Below are 14,278 nucleotides of genomic sequence, written 5' to 3'. Positions count from 1 at the left end.
TTGCGGAATTCGTCCGTCCGTTTCAGTCCCATAGTCCGTCTCCTTTGTTGCAGTAAATGCTATCAAAGGAGCGGCATCAAACCGCGACAGGTCCACAATCGATCAAGAAGCTCTTGATGAAATTACAGGCGATGTCGCTGATGCGATCTTTGCCAATGCCATCGATAAAGAGCTGGACTTCCTCAAAGTGACGAAAGCCATGGTCTCGATAGTAAGGTATGCGCTCGAAGAGGTTGAGAACCTCTTCTGCTTTGGCGCGCCCAATCCGTGTCCCTTTCTTCGTTGCCGACGTTCCCAGCCCCACTTCGTCACATTCCGACGCAGCGATAAGTTGTTGAATCGCTTGCTCCTGATTGCCTGATCCTGAGAGAGCTCCAAGATTGTTGAATGCCCCCAATATGACTTGATGCAATCCCTTGTCCTGCAGACCGGGAGAGCGCCACAAAAGGAACGGATCGACGTATAGCGGTATGTCCTCGTCTAGAAACGGGATTGCGAAGTCCAGCTCAGCCTGCGGTACGAAAACGTCATGAAACTCTGTAAAGCGCGGACGAATAAGAGCCATGAATGAAATCTACCTCGCTGCCACGCTTGCGATATGACCCGCAAATTTTGTGACGAACGTTCTAAGTGAAGTGAGGTCGCCGATATGGCGATATGCGCCATCGGCAGCTGCTGTGCGTGGTGAGGCGAGGAAGGTTGCGCTCGTGTAGAGGCCTTCTTGTACCAGGCGCTTGCAGAGTATGTGGTACCTTTGCGCATAGGACGCCTGACGAAACGCCGGATCGACCGGGAAATGCGGCTGCTTGTCCGAGACCGGCGTGTTCGACTTCGGGCAATCCTCGAGCAGCATGATCCAGCCTAGGAACGGGCGCGGCGCGTCCTCCCCGAAGGCCCCTTCTCTATAGGCCGTCCAAAGGTCGTGGGCGGTGCCGATGGCCTCTTCACAGCGATTGTTGAAGTTGTTGCCGAATGAGGGACCGACCTGAGATTTGAATTCGAGCGCGGCGACGAGCTGGCTGCGATGTATCACCAGCATGTCCCACAGCTTTGTAGGACGATAGAATCCCGGCAGGGTCAGAGCACGTTGCTGCACGCAAATCTGTGCGTCTTTGAGGCCGTTGGCCTCAATAAGGCTTTGGGCGATGATCAGAAAACCGTCCATGTTCTTGCCCGCCGTCACCGCCCCTCGGGTTCCGGCATCAACGTTCCCGGCCTCTGCTTGCCGCGCGAGCGCGGCTTCGCGGTTGCCCCAGAAGAGTTTGACCGCCTGGCGCGCCTGGTCTTCGAAGTTCGCAAGATCGAGTGTCATGCCACTGCACTCCCCTCGACAAGCCGCATATCCACCGAAGACAGCCCGTAGAGCTCTGCTACGGCCACGTTGCGGGCTACTAGATCATCAGTTTCCGACAATATCTTGAGCGTAGCTCTAAGCTCGTCACTGACAGTGTCCCAAGATGGCAGGCAAATGCGGCGTAGATATTGGGCCTGAAAGCGCAGGAAGCCCCCGCGCATCTTGGTCGAGTAGAGCGAGACGAACAGCCGCGCGATCCCAGATTTCATGACCGTTTGTAGCGCGCGCACGTCCCAGGTGCTCGAGGTGATGAAGTAGAGATTATGGTGCGGGTACAGATTTCCAGGTTCATACACGATGGCTGCATCGCCCTTGATATCGGGGATCAATAGCTTTTCCTGGCCGGTGATCGCGGGATGAATTCGATCGATCGTTCGATACCAGTTGGCAGGCGCTTTGGTCGCGACGTGCCGACCAGCAATCACGTCGCGCCGCTCTTTGAGATACTGCGCCAGGCGAGGATAATCCTCGAGGCGCACCAACTTGCCGTCATCACCGAACGGGTTGATGACCCCCCTGCCCTGCCACTGAACCTCTCCTGTCAGGATGTCCTTCGTCATGACCAATGGCAGCTTGCGGGACGGTTCGACATCGAGTCCTTCAAAGTCTCCGATAAAAGCTTTGTCCGCGCCGGTCGCAACGCCGATCCCGACCTTACAACCCGTCGCTTCCAGCTTTGGAAATTTCGCCTCGATCCGCCGGACCAAGGCCAACTCGTCAAACCCGCTCAAAACCCATGGTTCTGCCCCTACGGCGACATCCCGGATTTCATGTACGACGCTGTTCTTGCTCAGCTCGTGGGCCGTCAGATCGCGGCTCAATAACCGCAGCGCATCGCGGTCAATCTCCGGCTGGGCAAAGACGCGGGTTCGGTTTTCTTTTGACCGCTCGATTACGGTGATTGCCGGATACGCCGTCACATCGCTATGAAATGCGGGCGTGTTCACCATATCAACGTAGATGGACAGCGCATAATCCCGGCTGACCATTTCGCGCAGTTTCCGCCCGTACCGATTTTTCATCCAGCGATCCGCGCAGATAAAGCTAAGGCGTCCGCTCTGCTCGAGCGCACTCAACGATTTTTCGATGAACGGTATATAGATATCTGCCCGGTCGAAAATCGTCTCATAGCGCAGCCGATATTCAGCCATGAGGATGTCCGGGATGACCTCTTGCCGGATGTATGGCGGATTGCCGACGACATGCGTGAATTTGTGGTCGAAATCATAGAGCAGGAAGTCGCCTTGGATCAGCCAGGCCGTCACAAGCTCTTTGGCCTCCGCAGCTGAGAAACCGACCTCTTGCAGTTTATCTGCTAAGCTTGCTCGATGTTTCAAGTAGGTCGCATGGTGAAGCTCTACGGCGCGTAGCGCAGGCTTAAGACGTTTTACCGTCAATCCACCGGACTCGCGCTGTGCAGCGGCCAAGAGCCGATCCACGATTGGATGGATGAAGTCTCCATCTCCAAAGGATGGCTCGAGGATGCGATAGCGCGTCAGCGGCTTGTCAGCCTCGTAACCGACAAGATCGAGGATGAAATCTACGACTTCGCGCTTCGTATAGATCGCGCCGCGTTCCTCGAGGCTGGACTCGCTTGCCAATTGCTCGACAGCTTCGGTGATTGGGCAGAACCCCTCAAATTGTGGTCGGATCGAAAGCTGTGTCGTCATGCGGCCTGCATCTTGGATCGAACATTGAGGGAACGTTTGAAAACTCATAGCACTATTAGAACATGGGAAGCCAGCTTAACGCAAAATGTAGATTGCACTTATCCACGCTTGAATGTGTGATGACATCTTCTCTGAAATACGTAAAAGCATGATTGCATGCAATCATGCTTACATGTTTTGCGCTTTATATGCTTTCCACATCTTTAGAAAAAGCTGTTTTTTCGCGCCATGGGTGAAGCCGAACTCTCTACCCGCTTGTTCGCTAAACTCTGCGAAGACGCTTTCAGCCACACGGACTTGAAGAGGTCGCGTCGGAGCCTTGTCGTCATCGCGCGTGTTTGTGGCGATCACATCGCTCGTATCTTCAGCGGGTGGAGGTGCTCCTTTGGAGTTCTTCAGCTTTGAAATGTTGGTCGCCATCATGCCACCTGCCTTTCTTGCAGTTCGACCATCCGGTCGATCACACTTTGCGCCAACTTCGATGCGCGATCATTCAGGGAGCGAAATAAGGTCTCTGTGATCGCCTTGCCTTGGTCGGAGGCTGACCCATAAGCCGTGGACACGCTGACCTCGCCGTCGAGGATCATATAGCCAGCCTGTGTGATGTAGTCCCGTGCAGCGGCATTTTCTCGCTCGCTACCGGTCGTCTTGAACATCGCAAAGGCGATCTTGTCTGGTGTGATCCCCTTCTTGAGAAGACTATGCGCGAGCACGACGCCTGGGTGCAGGTCATCGACAGTTTGGCCTGTTGGGATGATAACCAGATCAGCAGCCTTCGCGATTTCCAATGTTTGTTCTGAGGCATTGGGCTTACCGTCCAAGATCAGCGCATCAAATCGCGCAGCTTCTTCGAGCGCACTTTTAATCGTGGCAAAACTCTGCACCTGAATTTCTGGCTCGATCCCGTTCTCAGCACGACGCCCTGCCCAGTTGGTGCATGTCTGTTGCTGCGTGTCTAAATCAGCAATTTTAGTTGAAAGGCCCCTGCCCCAAACTCTCGCGCCATAAGGCGTGCGAGTGTAGATTTCCCGACGCCCCCCTTTTTGGGAAACCATGCCTACGATGTATGTCATTGATACTGCGACTCAATATTATTTTTTGGTTAAAATCATGCTAGCATGAATGCCTCAGAACAAACATTGGAAATCGCGAAGGCTGCTGATCTGGTTATCATCCCAACAGGCCAAACTGTCGATGACCTGCACCCAGGCGTCGTGCTCGCGCATAGTCTTCTCAAGAAGGGGATCACACCAGACAAGATCGCCTTTGCGATGTTCAAGACGACCGGTAGCGAGCGAGAAAATGCCATCGCATGCTTACTGCCAAGCATGGATGGTATCTTTGCTACTTGCATGCAACGCGTAAAGCATGAATCATTGCATTGATGCTATGGTCGCCCGCGAGTTTCGAACCATTTTCGGCAAAACCCAATAAACGCCTTCGATGGATTGCGGGGTAGATCGCTTTCCATTTCAACCATCCAGCTCCGCCACTCCCGTTCGAGGAAATAGATGTCCCATCCAGGAGCTGCGTCCCGTGCATCATGATAGACTTCTGCATCCAGACGGATGGCCGAAAGGGCAGGGGACACCAAACTTGGCTTATCGCTGCGCCGGTTCACGAATGTCATCGGGACTGTTGCGTTAATTCTGTTACCGTGGATCTACTCTGGGGCGCGCGTTGGGTTATGCAGCGTTCTCGAACAGTCTGCGGATGAATTCGATCTCACCTTTGACGCCTGATATTTTATGATGGACGTAACCTCGCTTGATGGTTCGGATTGTCTCGATGCCGCTGAGGGTCGCCTTGGCCGATCGCAAGGACCGGAAGCTCTGCCGATATCCGAGTAGCCGTTTCATGGCTGCGTGATCGCTCTCGATGCGGTTGTTCCGCCATTTCTGATCGATGTGCCGGATGCTGTCAAAATGTGGATCGTAACGGTGATTGATCTCGCGGATGACACGTCGATAGCTTTGCGCTTTGTCTGTGACGATAGTCGTCGGCCGATGTAGTCTTACGCGTTCAATCGCCTTATTCAAAAAAGGCTTTTGCCGCCTTTGCATCTCGCTTGGTAGTCAGGCGAAAATCGATCATCTGGCCATTGGCATCAACGGCGCGCCACAAGTAACGCCACTTACCGCTAACACGGATGTAGGTCTCCGTCTATTACCCGGCAGGCGATTACAAAGTGATCTGCCGAGAGGGTACGTGCCAATCGACGCTGGCGCGGCGCAGACGTTTCTCTGTCCGTTTGGTAATCTGCGGGCCAAATTTGATCACCCAGCGATACACGGTTGACCGATCCACGTTGATCCCACGCTCCTCGAGCAGATCAACCACATCCTGATATGATAGCGGGTAACGCAGATACCACCGAACAGCGCAAAGGATGATCTGACGTGCAAACCGGTGGTGCTTAAATGGGGATTTACGCGGCATGGCCGACCTCAAAATCAATAAAATTGATCATAGCCTTCTATTAATGCAACAGTCCCGTTTTCGGCCCATTCCATGAGGGTGCCGCTGATATATTCCGGGCCGTTGTCGACTCGAATGGTTCGAGGCGCACCGCGCCATTCGATGATCTGGTTCAGCGCCCTGACGACGCGTTCCGCGGGTAGCGAGAAGTCGACCTCGATACCCAGCCCTTCACGGTTGAAGTCGTCCAAGACATTCAGCAGCCGGAACTGGCGACCGTCCCCAAGACGATCTGCCATAAAATCCATGGACCAGACCTCATTCGCAGCCTTTGGAACCACCAGCGCCTCGGGCTTTTCCCGCTTCAGACGCTTGCGCGGTTTGATCCGCAGGTTCAGCTCCAGCTCGCGGTCGATCCGGTAGACGCGCTTGTGGTTCCAGCCATGGCCTTGGACATTGCGCAGGTACAGAAAGCACAGGCCAAAGTCCCAGGTCTTCTTCGCCGTCGTCAGCCCGAGCAGAAGATCGGCGATCCGCTCGTTCTCATCGTCCGGCTTGGGGCTGTACCGATAGCACGTCTCACTAACGTCGAACGCTCGGCACGCCAGCGCAATGCTGACCCCCTTCATCGCCACCGCTTTCACGGCCAACTCTCGGCGCTGAGCTGGCCGTATCATTTTTTTCCGAGCGCTTCCTTCAGGAGGTCATTCTGCATGCTGACGTCGGCATACATGCGCTTCAGTCGGCGGTTCTCCTCGGCCATAGCCTTCATCTTAGTGATGAGGCTGGCGTCCATCCCGCCATACTTCGCCCGCCATTTGTACAGCGTGGCGCTGCTCATGCCATGTTCACGGCACAGCTCGGCAGCAGGCACACCGCCCTCCATCTGGCGCAGTACGGCCATGATCTGGGCCTCGGTAAAACGTGTCTTCTTCATCGAAATCTCCTCGTTCATCCTGCCGAGAAAATTCTACGTCCGCATCCCTTTAAGATCGGGCGGGATTACCGCTCCAAGATACAATGCGAACATGCCGGTTCCCAAAGGTGCCACGATGACCCGACCGTCGTGAGCGCGTCCGTTTAGCCAGACATAGAGGTCGTAGAACTGAATAAGGAAAAAATAGACCTGTAACAATGCGTCACTATAGAGCCGATATTCCCAGAAGATGAAAAAATACAACGTCACCACGGCAAAGCCGAACGGGTAATTCCAGATCGAACGTCGGATGATCAGACTTACGTTCAGTATCCCGCATACAACCGCGATCCACTCGATAGGGCGGCTGCCAACCATGCCCAAGAAGAACTCCAACATTTCTCACATCCAGTTCGTTTTACTTTCCGGACTTAAACAGCAATTCATTAGTGGGGTAGAGCTAACATAACTTGGCTCTTCGAGCCCTATTCCGAAACGAGTGACTTTCCAAAAACACTCGTTTCTGTCCCCCCTACCCCGATCCTTACGAGATCAACGGCTTAGATGTGCCAGAACCCCAGGGCGAAACCTCCTCGGTTCTGGCAGGTATCTGACTGGCTATTCATAGCCGCGTTTTGCCTTCGCCGTGTACGCTCAGAGCGCGTGTCCTTGGCGTCTGCCTCATTGCAAGCCAATCCGTTCGCATCGCCCTATCCGGCCCCACTCACGGACAAGCCCCCAGTCGCCAAAGAGACCGGGCACAATCTTCATACGGTAGAACCGACGTGCGTTCTGGGAGGTGTCGAGTGTGTCAGGTCCATGCCTACCCCCACATCCTGGCGGCAATGTCCTGCTCTTCCTTGCCCACGGCGTCGGCGTAGATCGCCGTCGTGCTGAGTTGAGCATGGCCCATCCACTTTTGCAGCATGTGCAGCGGAATGCCGTTCACCGTCGCATTGATCCCGAACCCATGACGCAAACCCTTGGGGCTGCGATGCGGCGCGTTAGGTATTCCGGCCTTGATCATGATCCCCTTCACAATCTGCCAGACGCGGACGCGGCTAAGCGTCCAGAGGCGTCCTTGTGCGTCTTCAGGCTGCGGACCGCCTGACAGGTCCACCCTGGTCGGCGTGATTTCCTGCATCTCAGACGGGCCGACAGCCGGTGAAGAGCAGCGTTTTGCAAAGGGTGCGATCACGGGCAGGCTTGCGCCGCGTCACAGTCAGAAAGGCGGCGCGCTCTTCGGCATTGAGGTAGAGCCGGTTTCCGTTGGTGTCGTGAAGGCGCATTTCGATCATATTTAGCAGTGCACTCGAAAACCGTTAATAGCAGAGCAAAAATCGAACCCCTGCCCTGTCGATTCACAGAATCGAGGTGCGGGGAGCTTAACACCATTGCGAATAGCCTTACCCGCTCCAGATCAAGCGGCGCCCGCCCCACGCCAAACAACAAACCATAAATCACGATTTATCGAATCTACCTGTTGACCCGCAGCGCGTCCTGCCGTATCAAATACGTGAAGACGATAATATTGTAATATTCAAAATGGCATTGAGGCAGATGAGAGAGTACAAGCAGATGTGTGCCCGCGAAGGTTTCGAACTGTTGGGCATCGAAAGAGGGGGCAAGCATTGCCGCCTTCAGTTCGAAGTCGGGTTCGTGACGGCCCCAATCACCCCTTCCGACACTCGCAACATGATGAATGTTCGTGGCGAAGTCCGCCGCTTGCATCGCTGAAAGGAACTCGAAATGAATGATGTGATGACCGCCGCAGACCGCCGCGCTGCATGTGACGAGCTTTTCCACGGAAACCATGACTGGGACTATGCCCAATGGCTTCACGAACTGACGATGCAGTCCCTTGAGCAGATCGAAAACCTGATGGGGCCCGACTTGTCTGCTGCGCCCTTGCGCCAGTTGGTGCAGCCCATTGCCGAGATCGGCTATCCCAACGCTGAAACCTGGCGCGACGCAATGGACGATGTGTCTGCGTTCTTCGATGTGCTGCCGGTCTCCGCCCGGTTCAGGTATGCAGTTCTTTATGGGCACTATGGTGTGACGCCTGCTGGAATTCCCGACGACGAACGCGGAGTGTGGCTGCAGAAGCTCGTCTCTGATGTCACGTCCTTCGCCGCCCGCAGTGACGTGGCGCATCTGAACGACGGAGACAACGCATTGGTTCGGATCGCTGATCTCGCCGGATCGCGCTTGGCGGTTGATTTCGCAGATGGCGAAGTCGATCTGCGCTCGATGGCCGTGCTCGGCGGCATCACCGAGGGTCGTGTGCGCAACCTGCTGTCTGATACCAACAGTCTGCTGGAGCGCGGCGCCAACGGTGGCATCAAGGCGATGAGCGCAGCCGCCTGGCTGCAGAAGAAGAAGGGGTTCCTCGCCTCCATTTGGCACGAAGCAGACACGCCCGTCGAACGGCAGGATGAAGGCGAGGCCGTTGCACCCGAACACATGATCTTCGTTCCTGTTGCGCGGGATGGATCGATGTTCACGCCGGACCTGCTGCGCAACGGATTCTATCGGATCGGAGCAAAGGGCGCAGAGGAGGATGTCGCCGATTTCCACGCCGCCCTGGCAAGGCTGAATGCCATGCCCGTGCCGCGCTGGCGTCGGCCGAATGAAAAGGGTCTTTGGGGCATCGTCAGCGGTGTTGCATGGCAGCGTATTGAAAAGAAGTGAAGCAAGACATGACCATTCCGACCGCCTCCGATATCCTGAACCACCTCAAGCGGGCAAAGCCGCAGCCGACCTTTTCCGCCCCACGCGACGCCCGCGGTATCTATGGGTTGTTCGACCACAACGGGACCTTCCGTTATATCGGATCAACCTCGTCAAAGGCCGAGACGTTCTACAGGCGGATCCATCAGCGCCACCGCACCGGCTCCGAAAGCACCAGCCATTACTTTTCCCGGATGTACAATACCGGGCGCATGTGGAGGAAGCGGAACGATCCCGCGACGAAAACCGATGGCGACATCGCAAAGTCTCTGCGCAATGAATTCATTGCCCGTCATTGCGGCTGCACTTGGGTGGCGTTGCCGGATCACGCCGATATTACTGCGCTGGAGGCGCAGGTGATCGCCCTCGCTCCGCTCGAAATGGTAGCGTGGAACCGTCGCGGCATGGCGGCCTACGACGAACCCGTGGCACTGCTCGATGAGCTGATCGCCGAGCTGCGGCTTTCGCCCGTCGAGCGCGCGGCCCTTGGCCGCCAGCGGCAGCGCCAGTTCGGCGAAACTCCCATGGCACAGGTCACCACCCCCCCTGTACTGGGAGAGGCCAACCTGCCGCCCCTCCCCGAGGGTTCATTCCGCTTCTTCGCGCTGGACGTCGAGACCGCCAATAACGACCGGGGCAGCATCTGTCAGGTCGGGGTCGCCTGTGTACGTCCCGATGACAGCATCGAAACGTGGGTAACGCTGGTCGATCCTCGGACCGAAACGTGGAAGTTCAGCGACCTGCACGGCATCACTAACGCCATGGTTCAGGGTGCGCCGACCATCGGTGCTGTGATTTCGGCGGTGGACCGGCTCTTGCAGGGCCACAAGGTCTATCAGCATTCGGGTTTTGACCGCAGCGCGGTACGGGCGGCCTGTCAGCATCTGGGGCGGCAGGAACCGAGCTGGGACTGGCACGATAGCGTCAGTGTGGCGCGGCGCGCCTGGCCCGAGCTGAAGGGCAATGGCGGGCACGGGTTGGGCTTTCTCAAAACGCACCTTGGTTTGCAGTTCGAGCATCATGATGCCGGAGAAGACGCCCGCGCCGCGGCAGAGGTCGTGCTGATGGCAGAGAGCGGCACGCCGGGCGTGATGACGTCCCGGTTCAATCCGGCAGAAGATGACGTGCTTGATGATGGGGATACTGGCCCGGCTTCCCTGTCCGCCTCCATCCGGCGCCCCGTATCGCCGACAACTACCCCGGTCAGGACGCCGCCCCCTGTCAATCTGGATGTGACCAATGGGACGATCCGTGTTCCCGTCGCTGCGGACAGCACCACATTTAGTCCGGATCTGAGCCGTAGGGGACACTACACCGTCGGAGCAAAGGGCGCTGAGGAGAAGCATGCCAGTTTCGACGCTGCCTTGGACGCGCTGAACAGGATGGACAAGCCGCGCTGGCGCCGCCCGAACGCGGTGGGCAACTGGGGTATCGTGTCCGGGTGCTCCTGGACCGACATCAGGAAGGGGTAGGTTTTTCCTTCGCTGGCAGAGGGCCTGGCCCCTGCCCGCGAAAAACTCTCCTCTGATCGCCCCTTGGCCGACATGAGCGTTCAGGCATCAGTATTACCAATAATCTTAAACACTTGGCCCCGCACGCAATTCCTGCACGGACCAAATTCTTGAGATGACCGGCTTACGCCCCCTGCCAATCTCCGGCCAGATCATGGATGCCTCGCTGGTGCCCGCCACGCAGGTCTGGCCGGGGCAAGCTACCAAGGCGGCTGACAAGGGCACCAATGCGCCCCTCTCGTGGTTTGCCTCCAAACCGCGAGACGGCAATGGTTGAACACTCAAGATCGGCGGCAAGGTTCGATACTGCGCCGATGGCAGGCCACCACCCCAAAATCGCGCAACCGGTGTTTGAATGCAAATACCTGCGGGCCATCAACGGGCGGTTGGGATTGATCCCCGGTTGCACCATGACCAGTGCATCCCACGCAAACGGGCGAATGCTGAGCGCGGCAGTCTCGAAAAAGAACGAGGCGTGGCTCCCCGCCAACGGGTTGTTCAACCGGGATCCATCGGCGCAAACTGAACAGGAAGCCGGTGCTGCGGGTGAATGGTCGTAAGCCGTCGGTGCGCGCGGTGGTCGAGCATGTCTGCGCCCAGCAATAGACCGCTACAGCCTGTTCATCCGCACGATCAGTTTGGCGCGGGCCGCGGCAAAACTCACGCTGGCCTCGTGTTCCATGAATCCATCCAAAACCGGCAGAGACGGCCATCGAAGGCCCAGAGCACATCGAAATGCGCGGCTCAGTTCCCATCAGGGACATAGCAGGGCGGCGCACCCGCAAATGCTGTCATCATGACAAGCAACCCGTACTGATCAGCCGGTTAGTGCTACTGCCCAGCTTCTAAAACAAGAACATATCTGGCACGCCACGCAGCAAGCCAGAAAGTGTTCGATTACATCGAGATATTTTACAACCCGATCCGCTTGCACACCAACAACGGCATGCTGTCGCCGATTGGCTATGAAATCAAACAAAGGCAAACGAACGCGGCAGATGTCTACAAATCTAGGCGCACCTCATCGCGCAAAAAAGCAAACCCTCAGTGGTCGATGCCCTCAATGCTGACCCGCGCAATGCCGTCCAGCGCGGCCATGCTGTAAATCGCATCGCGCAGATGGGTGGCCACATGGCGGGCGTGGAACCGGCTGGGGGCGCGCAGGATCAGGCGCTCGCCATCCACCTGCCCGGCCAAGCCTGCAATCCATGCCGCATGGCTGTTCGGGTTCGCGCGTTGCAAGCGATCGGAAATCCGCGACCAGCCCGCATCCTGTTCGTCCTGCTGGGCCACACCGGGAAAGCGCACGACATTGCCCTCGCTTGGCGTTTGCGCCTGAGGTCCATTATCAGGTCGGGCCAAGCGTTCCACGAAATCCGGCCCTACATTGGCGAAGCAGTCACGGGTCGCATGCAGGATCGCCGTCACATCCATCCGGTAAATCGCCACCCGTCCCCGCGCGCCCTGTTTGACCAGAACCAGCCAGCCCAGTTCGCGTAGCCGCGCCATTTGGCGTTTCACCGTGCGCGGCTCCACCGACCACAATGCTGCAATTTCACGCTGACCGGTTGTTAGCTCATCCCGTCGCCAATTATACCGCGCCGTGATCAAGGTCGCAAAGCGCAGCGCCAGCATGGCATCCGTGCCACCCTGCGCCATCCCCCACGCGCCCAAGGCGGTCAGAAGATCATATTTGCGTTCCGCGGCGCCCTGCCCCGTAAATGCCTGTTTGCTATCGCTCGCCCGCATCGGTCCTGCTTTCCGGTGCGCCTCACGGGTCTGCTCTCTACCTTGTGCCATCCGCGACATGGCCCTGACGGGGCCTTGATGGGCGGAGGATCACAAAGCGGGCCGACTCTCATCGAAACGCTTTTCACTGCTCATCAAGGATTAGCGTTTGATAACCCGATTCTGTCAAGGATCGGTTAACGCGCCGCTCTTTCCTAAACTCAAATAGAATGAAGATTCAGGTATCAATGGTATAGGGTGACATTCAAGCTGTCCCCCATTTGGCCCCGGATGTCCCCCAATCTGTGGCACATCCCGTCACCATGTCCCCCAATATACAGGCCCCTGCCCTAGGCTCGCTCCGAATCGGTTGCATGCCCGCGCGCCCTTGCTGCATTGACCTTTCCCCGCGGGGAACGCGCCGCGCACGGAATGTCCTCTGATCATGGAAAGAAATTGCGCCTTTGGCAAATTCGGCGTATTTCACGAAAGAACCTGATTTTACGTTTTGGGGAAATGCCCATGTTTGACCATACCGACCTCGCCACGCTGCAAGCCCGCTCGCTCAAGATGCAGGGCTGGATCCGCGAGCAGACCTTCTCACCCGAGATGACCAAGACCCTGCGCCGCTTTTCCTCATGGGAGGTGGCGGAGCTGATCCTGGGCATCAACCAGAACACCTTTCGCGGCAAGCTGGCCGCCGACCCCTCTTTCCCCGCGGGGAATGTCGAGGCGGATGGCCGCCAGCGCTGGTTCTCTCTGGAGGAGATCAACGAGCTGCGCCGCCGCCTCAAGATCGGGCGCAAATCTCTGCTGCCCCCCCGCCCCGAGGGTAAGCGCGCCATCCGCGCCGCCATCGCCAACTTCAAGGGGGGCGCGGGCAAGTCTACCGTCGCGCTGCACTTCGCCCATGCCGCCGCGCTGGATGGCTACCGCGTGCTGGCCGTGGATTTCGATCCGCAGGCGACGCTCAGCCACTCGATGGGCTTGAACGATGTCAGCGAGGATCACACCGTCTGGGGCATCATGGTCCGCGATCTGGAGCGTCAGACCGCCGAGCAGAACGCCGCCCCCGTCGCGGCTGAATCGGGGCGCAGTGTTCCCCGCAGGGAACTGCCCTCGTCTATCCTCGATATGGGGTTGGGGTCGCTGCGGGTGACGGACTTTATCAAGCCGACGGCGTGGCCCACCATTGACATCGTGCCCAGCTGCGCCAATGCGGCCTTCGTTGAATTCGCCTCCGCCCAGTACCGGCACATCAATCCGGAGTGGTCCTTCTTTGCCGCCATCGATCGCTGGCTGGATGCGCTGCCGACGGACAGCTACGACATCATCATCTTCGATTGCCCGCCCGCCATCGGATACCAGTCGATGAACGCGGTCTTCGCGGCGGATGTTTTGTGGGTGCCGTCGGGGCCGGGATATTGGGAGTACGACTCGACGACCTCCTTTATCGGGCAGTTATCCGAGGCGCTGGAGGATCTGGCCCATGGTTTCCCCGCGGGGAACCTCGACCTGCCCAAGGCGTTTCACGACATGCGGTTCCTGATGACGCGCTACGAGCCGGGGAACGAGCTGCACCGCGCCATGTTCGATGCCTTCCGCAAGGTATTCGGAGAGCGTATGACCGAGCATCCGATTGAGCTGACCCGCGCGGTTGAGCAGTCGGGGCGGTTCCTGTCCTCGATTTACGAGGTCGATTATCGCGATATGACCCGCGCCACTTGGCGGCGGGCGCGGGACAGTTTTGATCGGGCCTATCTGGAATTCCGCGACCACCTGATCGAGGTCTGGGACGATGTTGAGTGACCGTTCCCCGCAGGGAATAGGTCAGTAGGTGATACTTATTCCCTGCGGGGAAAGTTCACGGAATATTAATGAATATAGGTCAGTCTGGCCGCGCATCGCGATCCCCGCGCGCACCAGACCGACCGAGACACCGCACCGCGCG

Annotated in this window: 16 protein-coding genes and 2 pseudogenes; 7 read left to right on the top strand and 11 right to left on the bottom strand. The window is 57.6% G+C overall.

Annotated elements, in window-relative coordinates; genetic code table 11:
- Positions 1 to 76 precede the first annotated feature (76 nt).
- The 5 genes from CR254_RS14090 to CR254_RS14070 form a co-directional block, all read right to left on the bottom strand.
- On the bottom strand, positions 77 to 565 hold the full coding sequence (locus CR254_RS14090) for a DUF8370 family protein (protein ID WP_180956015.1): 489 nt from the start codon (positions 563 to 565) through the stop codon (positions 77 to 79).
- A gap of 9 nt (positions 566 to 574) precedes the next feature.
- Positions 575 to 1,312: a PaeR7I family type II restriction endonuclease gene (locus CR254_RS14085; RefSeq protein ID WP_097931058.1), complete on the bottom strand. Its 738-nt coding sequence runs from the start codon at positions 1,310 to 1,312 to the stop codon at positions 575 to 577.
- Positions 1,309 to 3,024 carry an Eco57I restriction-modification methylase domain-containing protein gene (locus CR254_RS14080; RefSeq protein ID WP_097931056.1) on the bottom strand — a complete coding sequence of 572 codons (1,716 nt, stop codon included), beginning with the start codon at positions 3,022 to 3,024 and terminating at the stop codon, positions 1,309 to 1,311. Before CR254_RS14080 ends, CR254_RS14085 begins: the two co-directional genes overlap by 4 nt.
- Positions 3,025 to 3,192: 168 nt before the next feature.
- Complete coding sequence (locus tag CR254_RS14075) at positions 3,193 to 3,447, bottom strand: hypothetical protein (RefSeq protein ID WP_097931055.1); 255 nt, start codon at positions 3,445 to 3,447, stop codon at positions 3,193 to 3,195.
- Positions 3,444 to 4,097, bottom strand: a complete 654-nt coding sequence (locus CR254_RS14070) for a ParA family partition ATPase (RefSeq protein WP_245851653.1) — start codon at positions 4,095 to 4,097, stop codon at positions 3,444 to 3,446. The genes CR254_RS14075 and CR254_RS14070 overlap by 4 nt, the downstream gene beginning before the upstream one ends.
- A 45-nt stretch (positions 4,098 to 4,142) precedes the next feature.
- On the opposite strand from CR254_RS14070, the gene CR254_RS14065 reads away from it, so the two are divergent.
- A complete protein-coding gene (locus CR254_RS14065; RefSeq protein ID WP_180956014.1) occupies positions 4,143 to 4,409 on the top strand; it encodes a hypothetical protein in 267 nt (88 codons plus the stop codon).
- 300 nt (positions 4,410 to 4,709) lie between these two features.
- Here CR254_RS14065 and CR254_RS18385 read toward each other — a convergent pair.
- The 5 genes and pseudogenes from CR254_RS18385 to CR254_RS14035 form a co-directional block, all read right to left on the bottom strand.
- A pseudogene (locus CR254_RS18385) lies at positions 4,710 to 5,463 on the bottom strand (IS6 family transposase).
- Positions 5,464 to 5,504: 41 nt separating this feature from the next.
- Positions 5,505 to 6,379: pseudogene (locus CR254_RS14050) on the bottom strand (IS3 family transposase); the annotation flags it as partial.
- Positions 6,380 to 6,412: 33 nt separating this feature from the next.
- Complete coding sequence (gene pnuC / locus CR254_RS14045) at positions 6,413 to 6,757, bottom strand: nicotinamide riboside transporter PnuC (protein WP_219618016.1); 345 nt, start codon at positions 6,755 to 6,757, stop codon at positions 6,413 to 6,415.
- Positions 6,758 to 7,039: 282 nt separating this feature from the next.
- Entirely contained in the window at positions 7,040 to 7,264 is a 225-nt protein-coding gene (locus tag CR254_RS18315) for a WGR domain-containing protein (RefSeq protein ID WP_281253005.1), read from the bottom strand.
- Positions 7,182 to 7,502, bottom strand: coding sequence for a tyrosine-type recombinase/integrase (locus CR254_RS14035; RefSeq protein WP_245851649.1), 321 nt, complete (start codon positions 7,500 to 7,502; stop codon positions 7,182 to 7,184). The genes CR254_RS18315 and CR254_RS14035 overlap by 83 nt, the downstream gene beginning before the upstream one ends.
- 605 nt (positions 7,503 to 8,107) lie before the next feature.
- On the opposite strand from CR254_RS14035, the gene CR254_RS18150 reads away from it, so the two are divergent.
- The 5 genes from CR254_RS18150 to CR254_RS18380 all read left to right on the top strand — a co-directional run bounded on the left by CR254_RS18150 (position 8,108) and on the right by CR254_RS18380 (position 11,704).
- Entirely contained in the window at positions 8,108 to 9,049 is a 942-nt protein-coding gene (locus tag CR254_RS18150) for a hypothetical protein (RefSeq protein WP_219618015.1), read from the top strand.
- An 8-nt stretch (positions 9,050 to 9,057) separates the two neighbouring features.
- A complete protein-coding gene (locus CR254_RS14020) occupies positions 9,058 to 10,560 on the top strand; it encodes an exonuclease domain-containing protein (protein WP_245851647.1) in 1,503 nt (500 codons plus the stop codon).
- A gap of 154 nt (positions 10,561 to 10,714) precedes the next feature.
- Entirely contained in the window at positions 10,715 to 10,876 is a 162-nt protein-coding gene (locus CR254_RS18085; RefSeq protein ID WP_180956013.1) for a hypothetical protein, read from the top strand.
- Positions 10,869 to 11,159: a hypothetical protein gene (locus CR254_RS14010; protein ID WP_145996749.1), complete on the top strand. Its 291-nt coding sequence runs from the start codon at positions 10,869 to 10,871 to the stop codon at positions 11,157 to 11,159. Before CR254_RS18085 ends, CR254_RS14010 begins: the two co-directional genes overlap by 8 nt.
- A 302-nt stretch (positions 11,160 to 11,461) precedes the next feature.
- A complete protein-coding gene (locus CR254_RS18380; protein ID WP_097931047.1) occupies positions 11,462 to 11,704 on the top strand; it encodes an IS3 family transposase in 243 nt (80 codons plus the stop codon).
- On the opposite strand, the gene CR254_RS14000 is transcribed toward CR254_RS18380, so the two are convergent.
- Positions 11,644 to 12,399: a hypothetical protein gene (locus tag CR254_RS14000; RefSeq protein WP_180956011.1), complete on the bottom strand. Its 756-nt coding sequence runs from the start codon at positions 12,397 to 12,399 to the stop codon at positions 11,644 to 11,646. The genes CR254_RS18380 and CR254_RS14000 overlap by 61 nt on opposite strands.
- A 450-nt stretch (positions 12,400 to 12,849) precedes the next feature.
- Here CR254_RS14000 and CR254_RS13995 point away from each other — a divergent pair, with 450 nt between their 5' ends.
- Positions 12,850 to 14,136 (top strand): AAA family ATPase, encoded by a 1,287-nt coding sequence (locus CR254_RS13995; protein WP_097931043.1) that lies wholly within the window; start codon positions 12,850 to 12,852, stop codon positions 14,134 to 14,136.
- The last annotated feature ends 142 nt before the right edge of the window (positions 14,137 to 14,278 follow it).

This window comes from Pontivivens marinum (assembly GCF_900231835.1).
In the GTDB taxonomy this organism is placed as follows: Bacteria; Pseudomonadota; Alphaproteobacteria; order Rhodobacterales; family Rhodobacteraceae; genus Pontivivens; species Pontivivens marinum.
Note: the sequence above shows the minus strand (reverse complement) of the source record. Positions and strands in the feature narration are given on the sequence as shown.

Bases quoted from the DNA above. Each gene is read 5' to 3' on its own strand.
- CR254_RS14090 (WP_180956015.1), bottom strand. From the start codon at position 565: ATGGCTCTTATTCGTCCGCGCTTTACAGAGTTTCATGACGTTTTCGTA.
- CR254_RS14085 (WP_097931058.1), bottom strand. From the start codon at position 1,312: ATGACACTCGATCTTGCGAACTTCGAAGACCAGGCGCGCCAGGCGGTC.
- CR254_RS14080 (WP_097931056.1), bottom strand. From the start codon at position 3,024: ATGACGACACAGCTTTCGATCCGACCACAATTTGAGGGGTTCTGCCCA.
- CR254_RS14075 (WP_097931055.1), bottom strand. From the start codon at position 3,447: ATGATGGCGACCAACATTTCAAAGCTGAAGAACTCCAAAGGAGCACCT.
- CR254_RS14070 (WP_245851653.1), bottom strand. From the start codon at position 4,097: ATGACATACATCGTAGGCATGGTTTCCCAAAAAGGGGGGCGTCGGGAA.
- CR254_RS14065 (WP_180956014.1), top strand. From the start codon at position 4,143: ATGAATGCCTCAGAACAAACATTGGAAATCGCGAAGGCTGCTGATCTG.
- pnuC (WP_219618016.1), bottom strand. From the start codon at position 6,757: ATGTTGGAGTTCTTCTTGGGCATGGTTGGCAGCCGCCCTATCGAGTGG.
- CR254_RS18315 (WP_281253005.1), bottom strand. From the start codon at position 7,264: ATGCTCAACTCAGCACGACGGCGATCTACGCCGACGCCGTGGGCAAGG.
- CR254_RS14035 (WP_245851649.1), bottom strand. From the start codon at position 7,502: ATGCAGGAAATCACGCCGACCAGGGTGGACCTGTCAGGCGGTCCGCAG.
- CR254_RS18150 (WP_219618015.1), top strand. From the start codon at position 8,108: ATGAATGATGTGATGACCGCCGCAGACCGCCGCGCTGCATGTGACGAG.
- CR254_RS14020 (WP_245851647.1), top strand. From the start codon at position 9,058: ATGACCATTCCGACCGCCTCCGATATCCTGAACCACCTCAAGCGGGCA.
- CR254_RS18085 (WP_180956013.1), top strand. From the start codon at position 10,715: ATGACCGGCTTACGCCCCCTGCCAATCTCCGGCCAGATCATGGATGCC.
- CR254_RS14010 (WP_145996749.1), top strand. From the start codon at position 10,869: ATGGTTGAACACTCAAGATCGGCGGCAAGGTTCGATACTGCGCCGATG.
- CR254_RS14000 (WP_180956011.1), bottom strand. From the start codon at position 12,399: ATGGCACAAGGTAGAGAGCAGACCCGTGAGGCGCACCGGAAAGCAGGA.
- CR254_RS13995 (WP_097931043.1), top strand. From the start codon at position 12,850: ATGTTTGACCATACCGACCTCGCCACGCTGCAAGCCCGCTCGCTCAAG.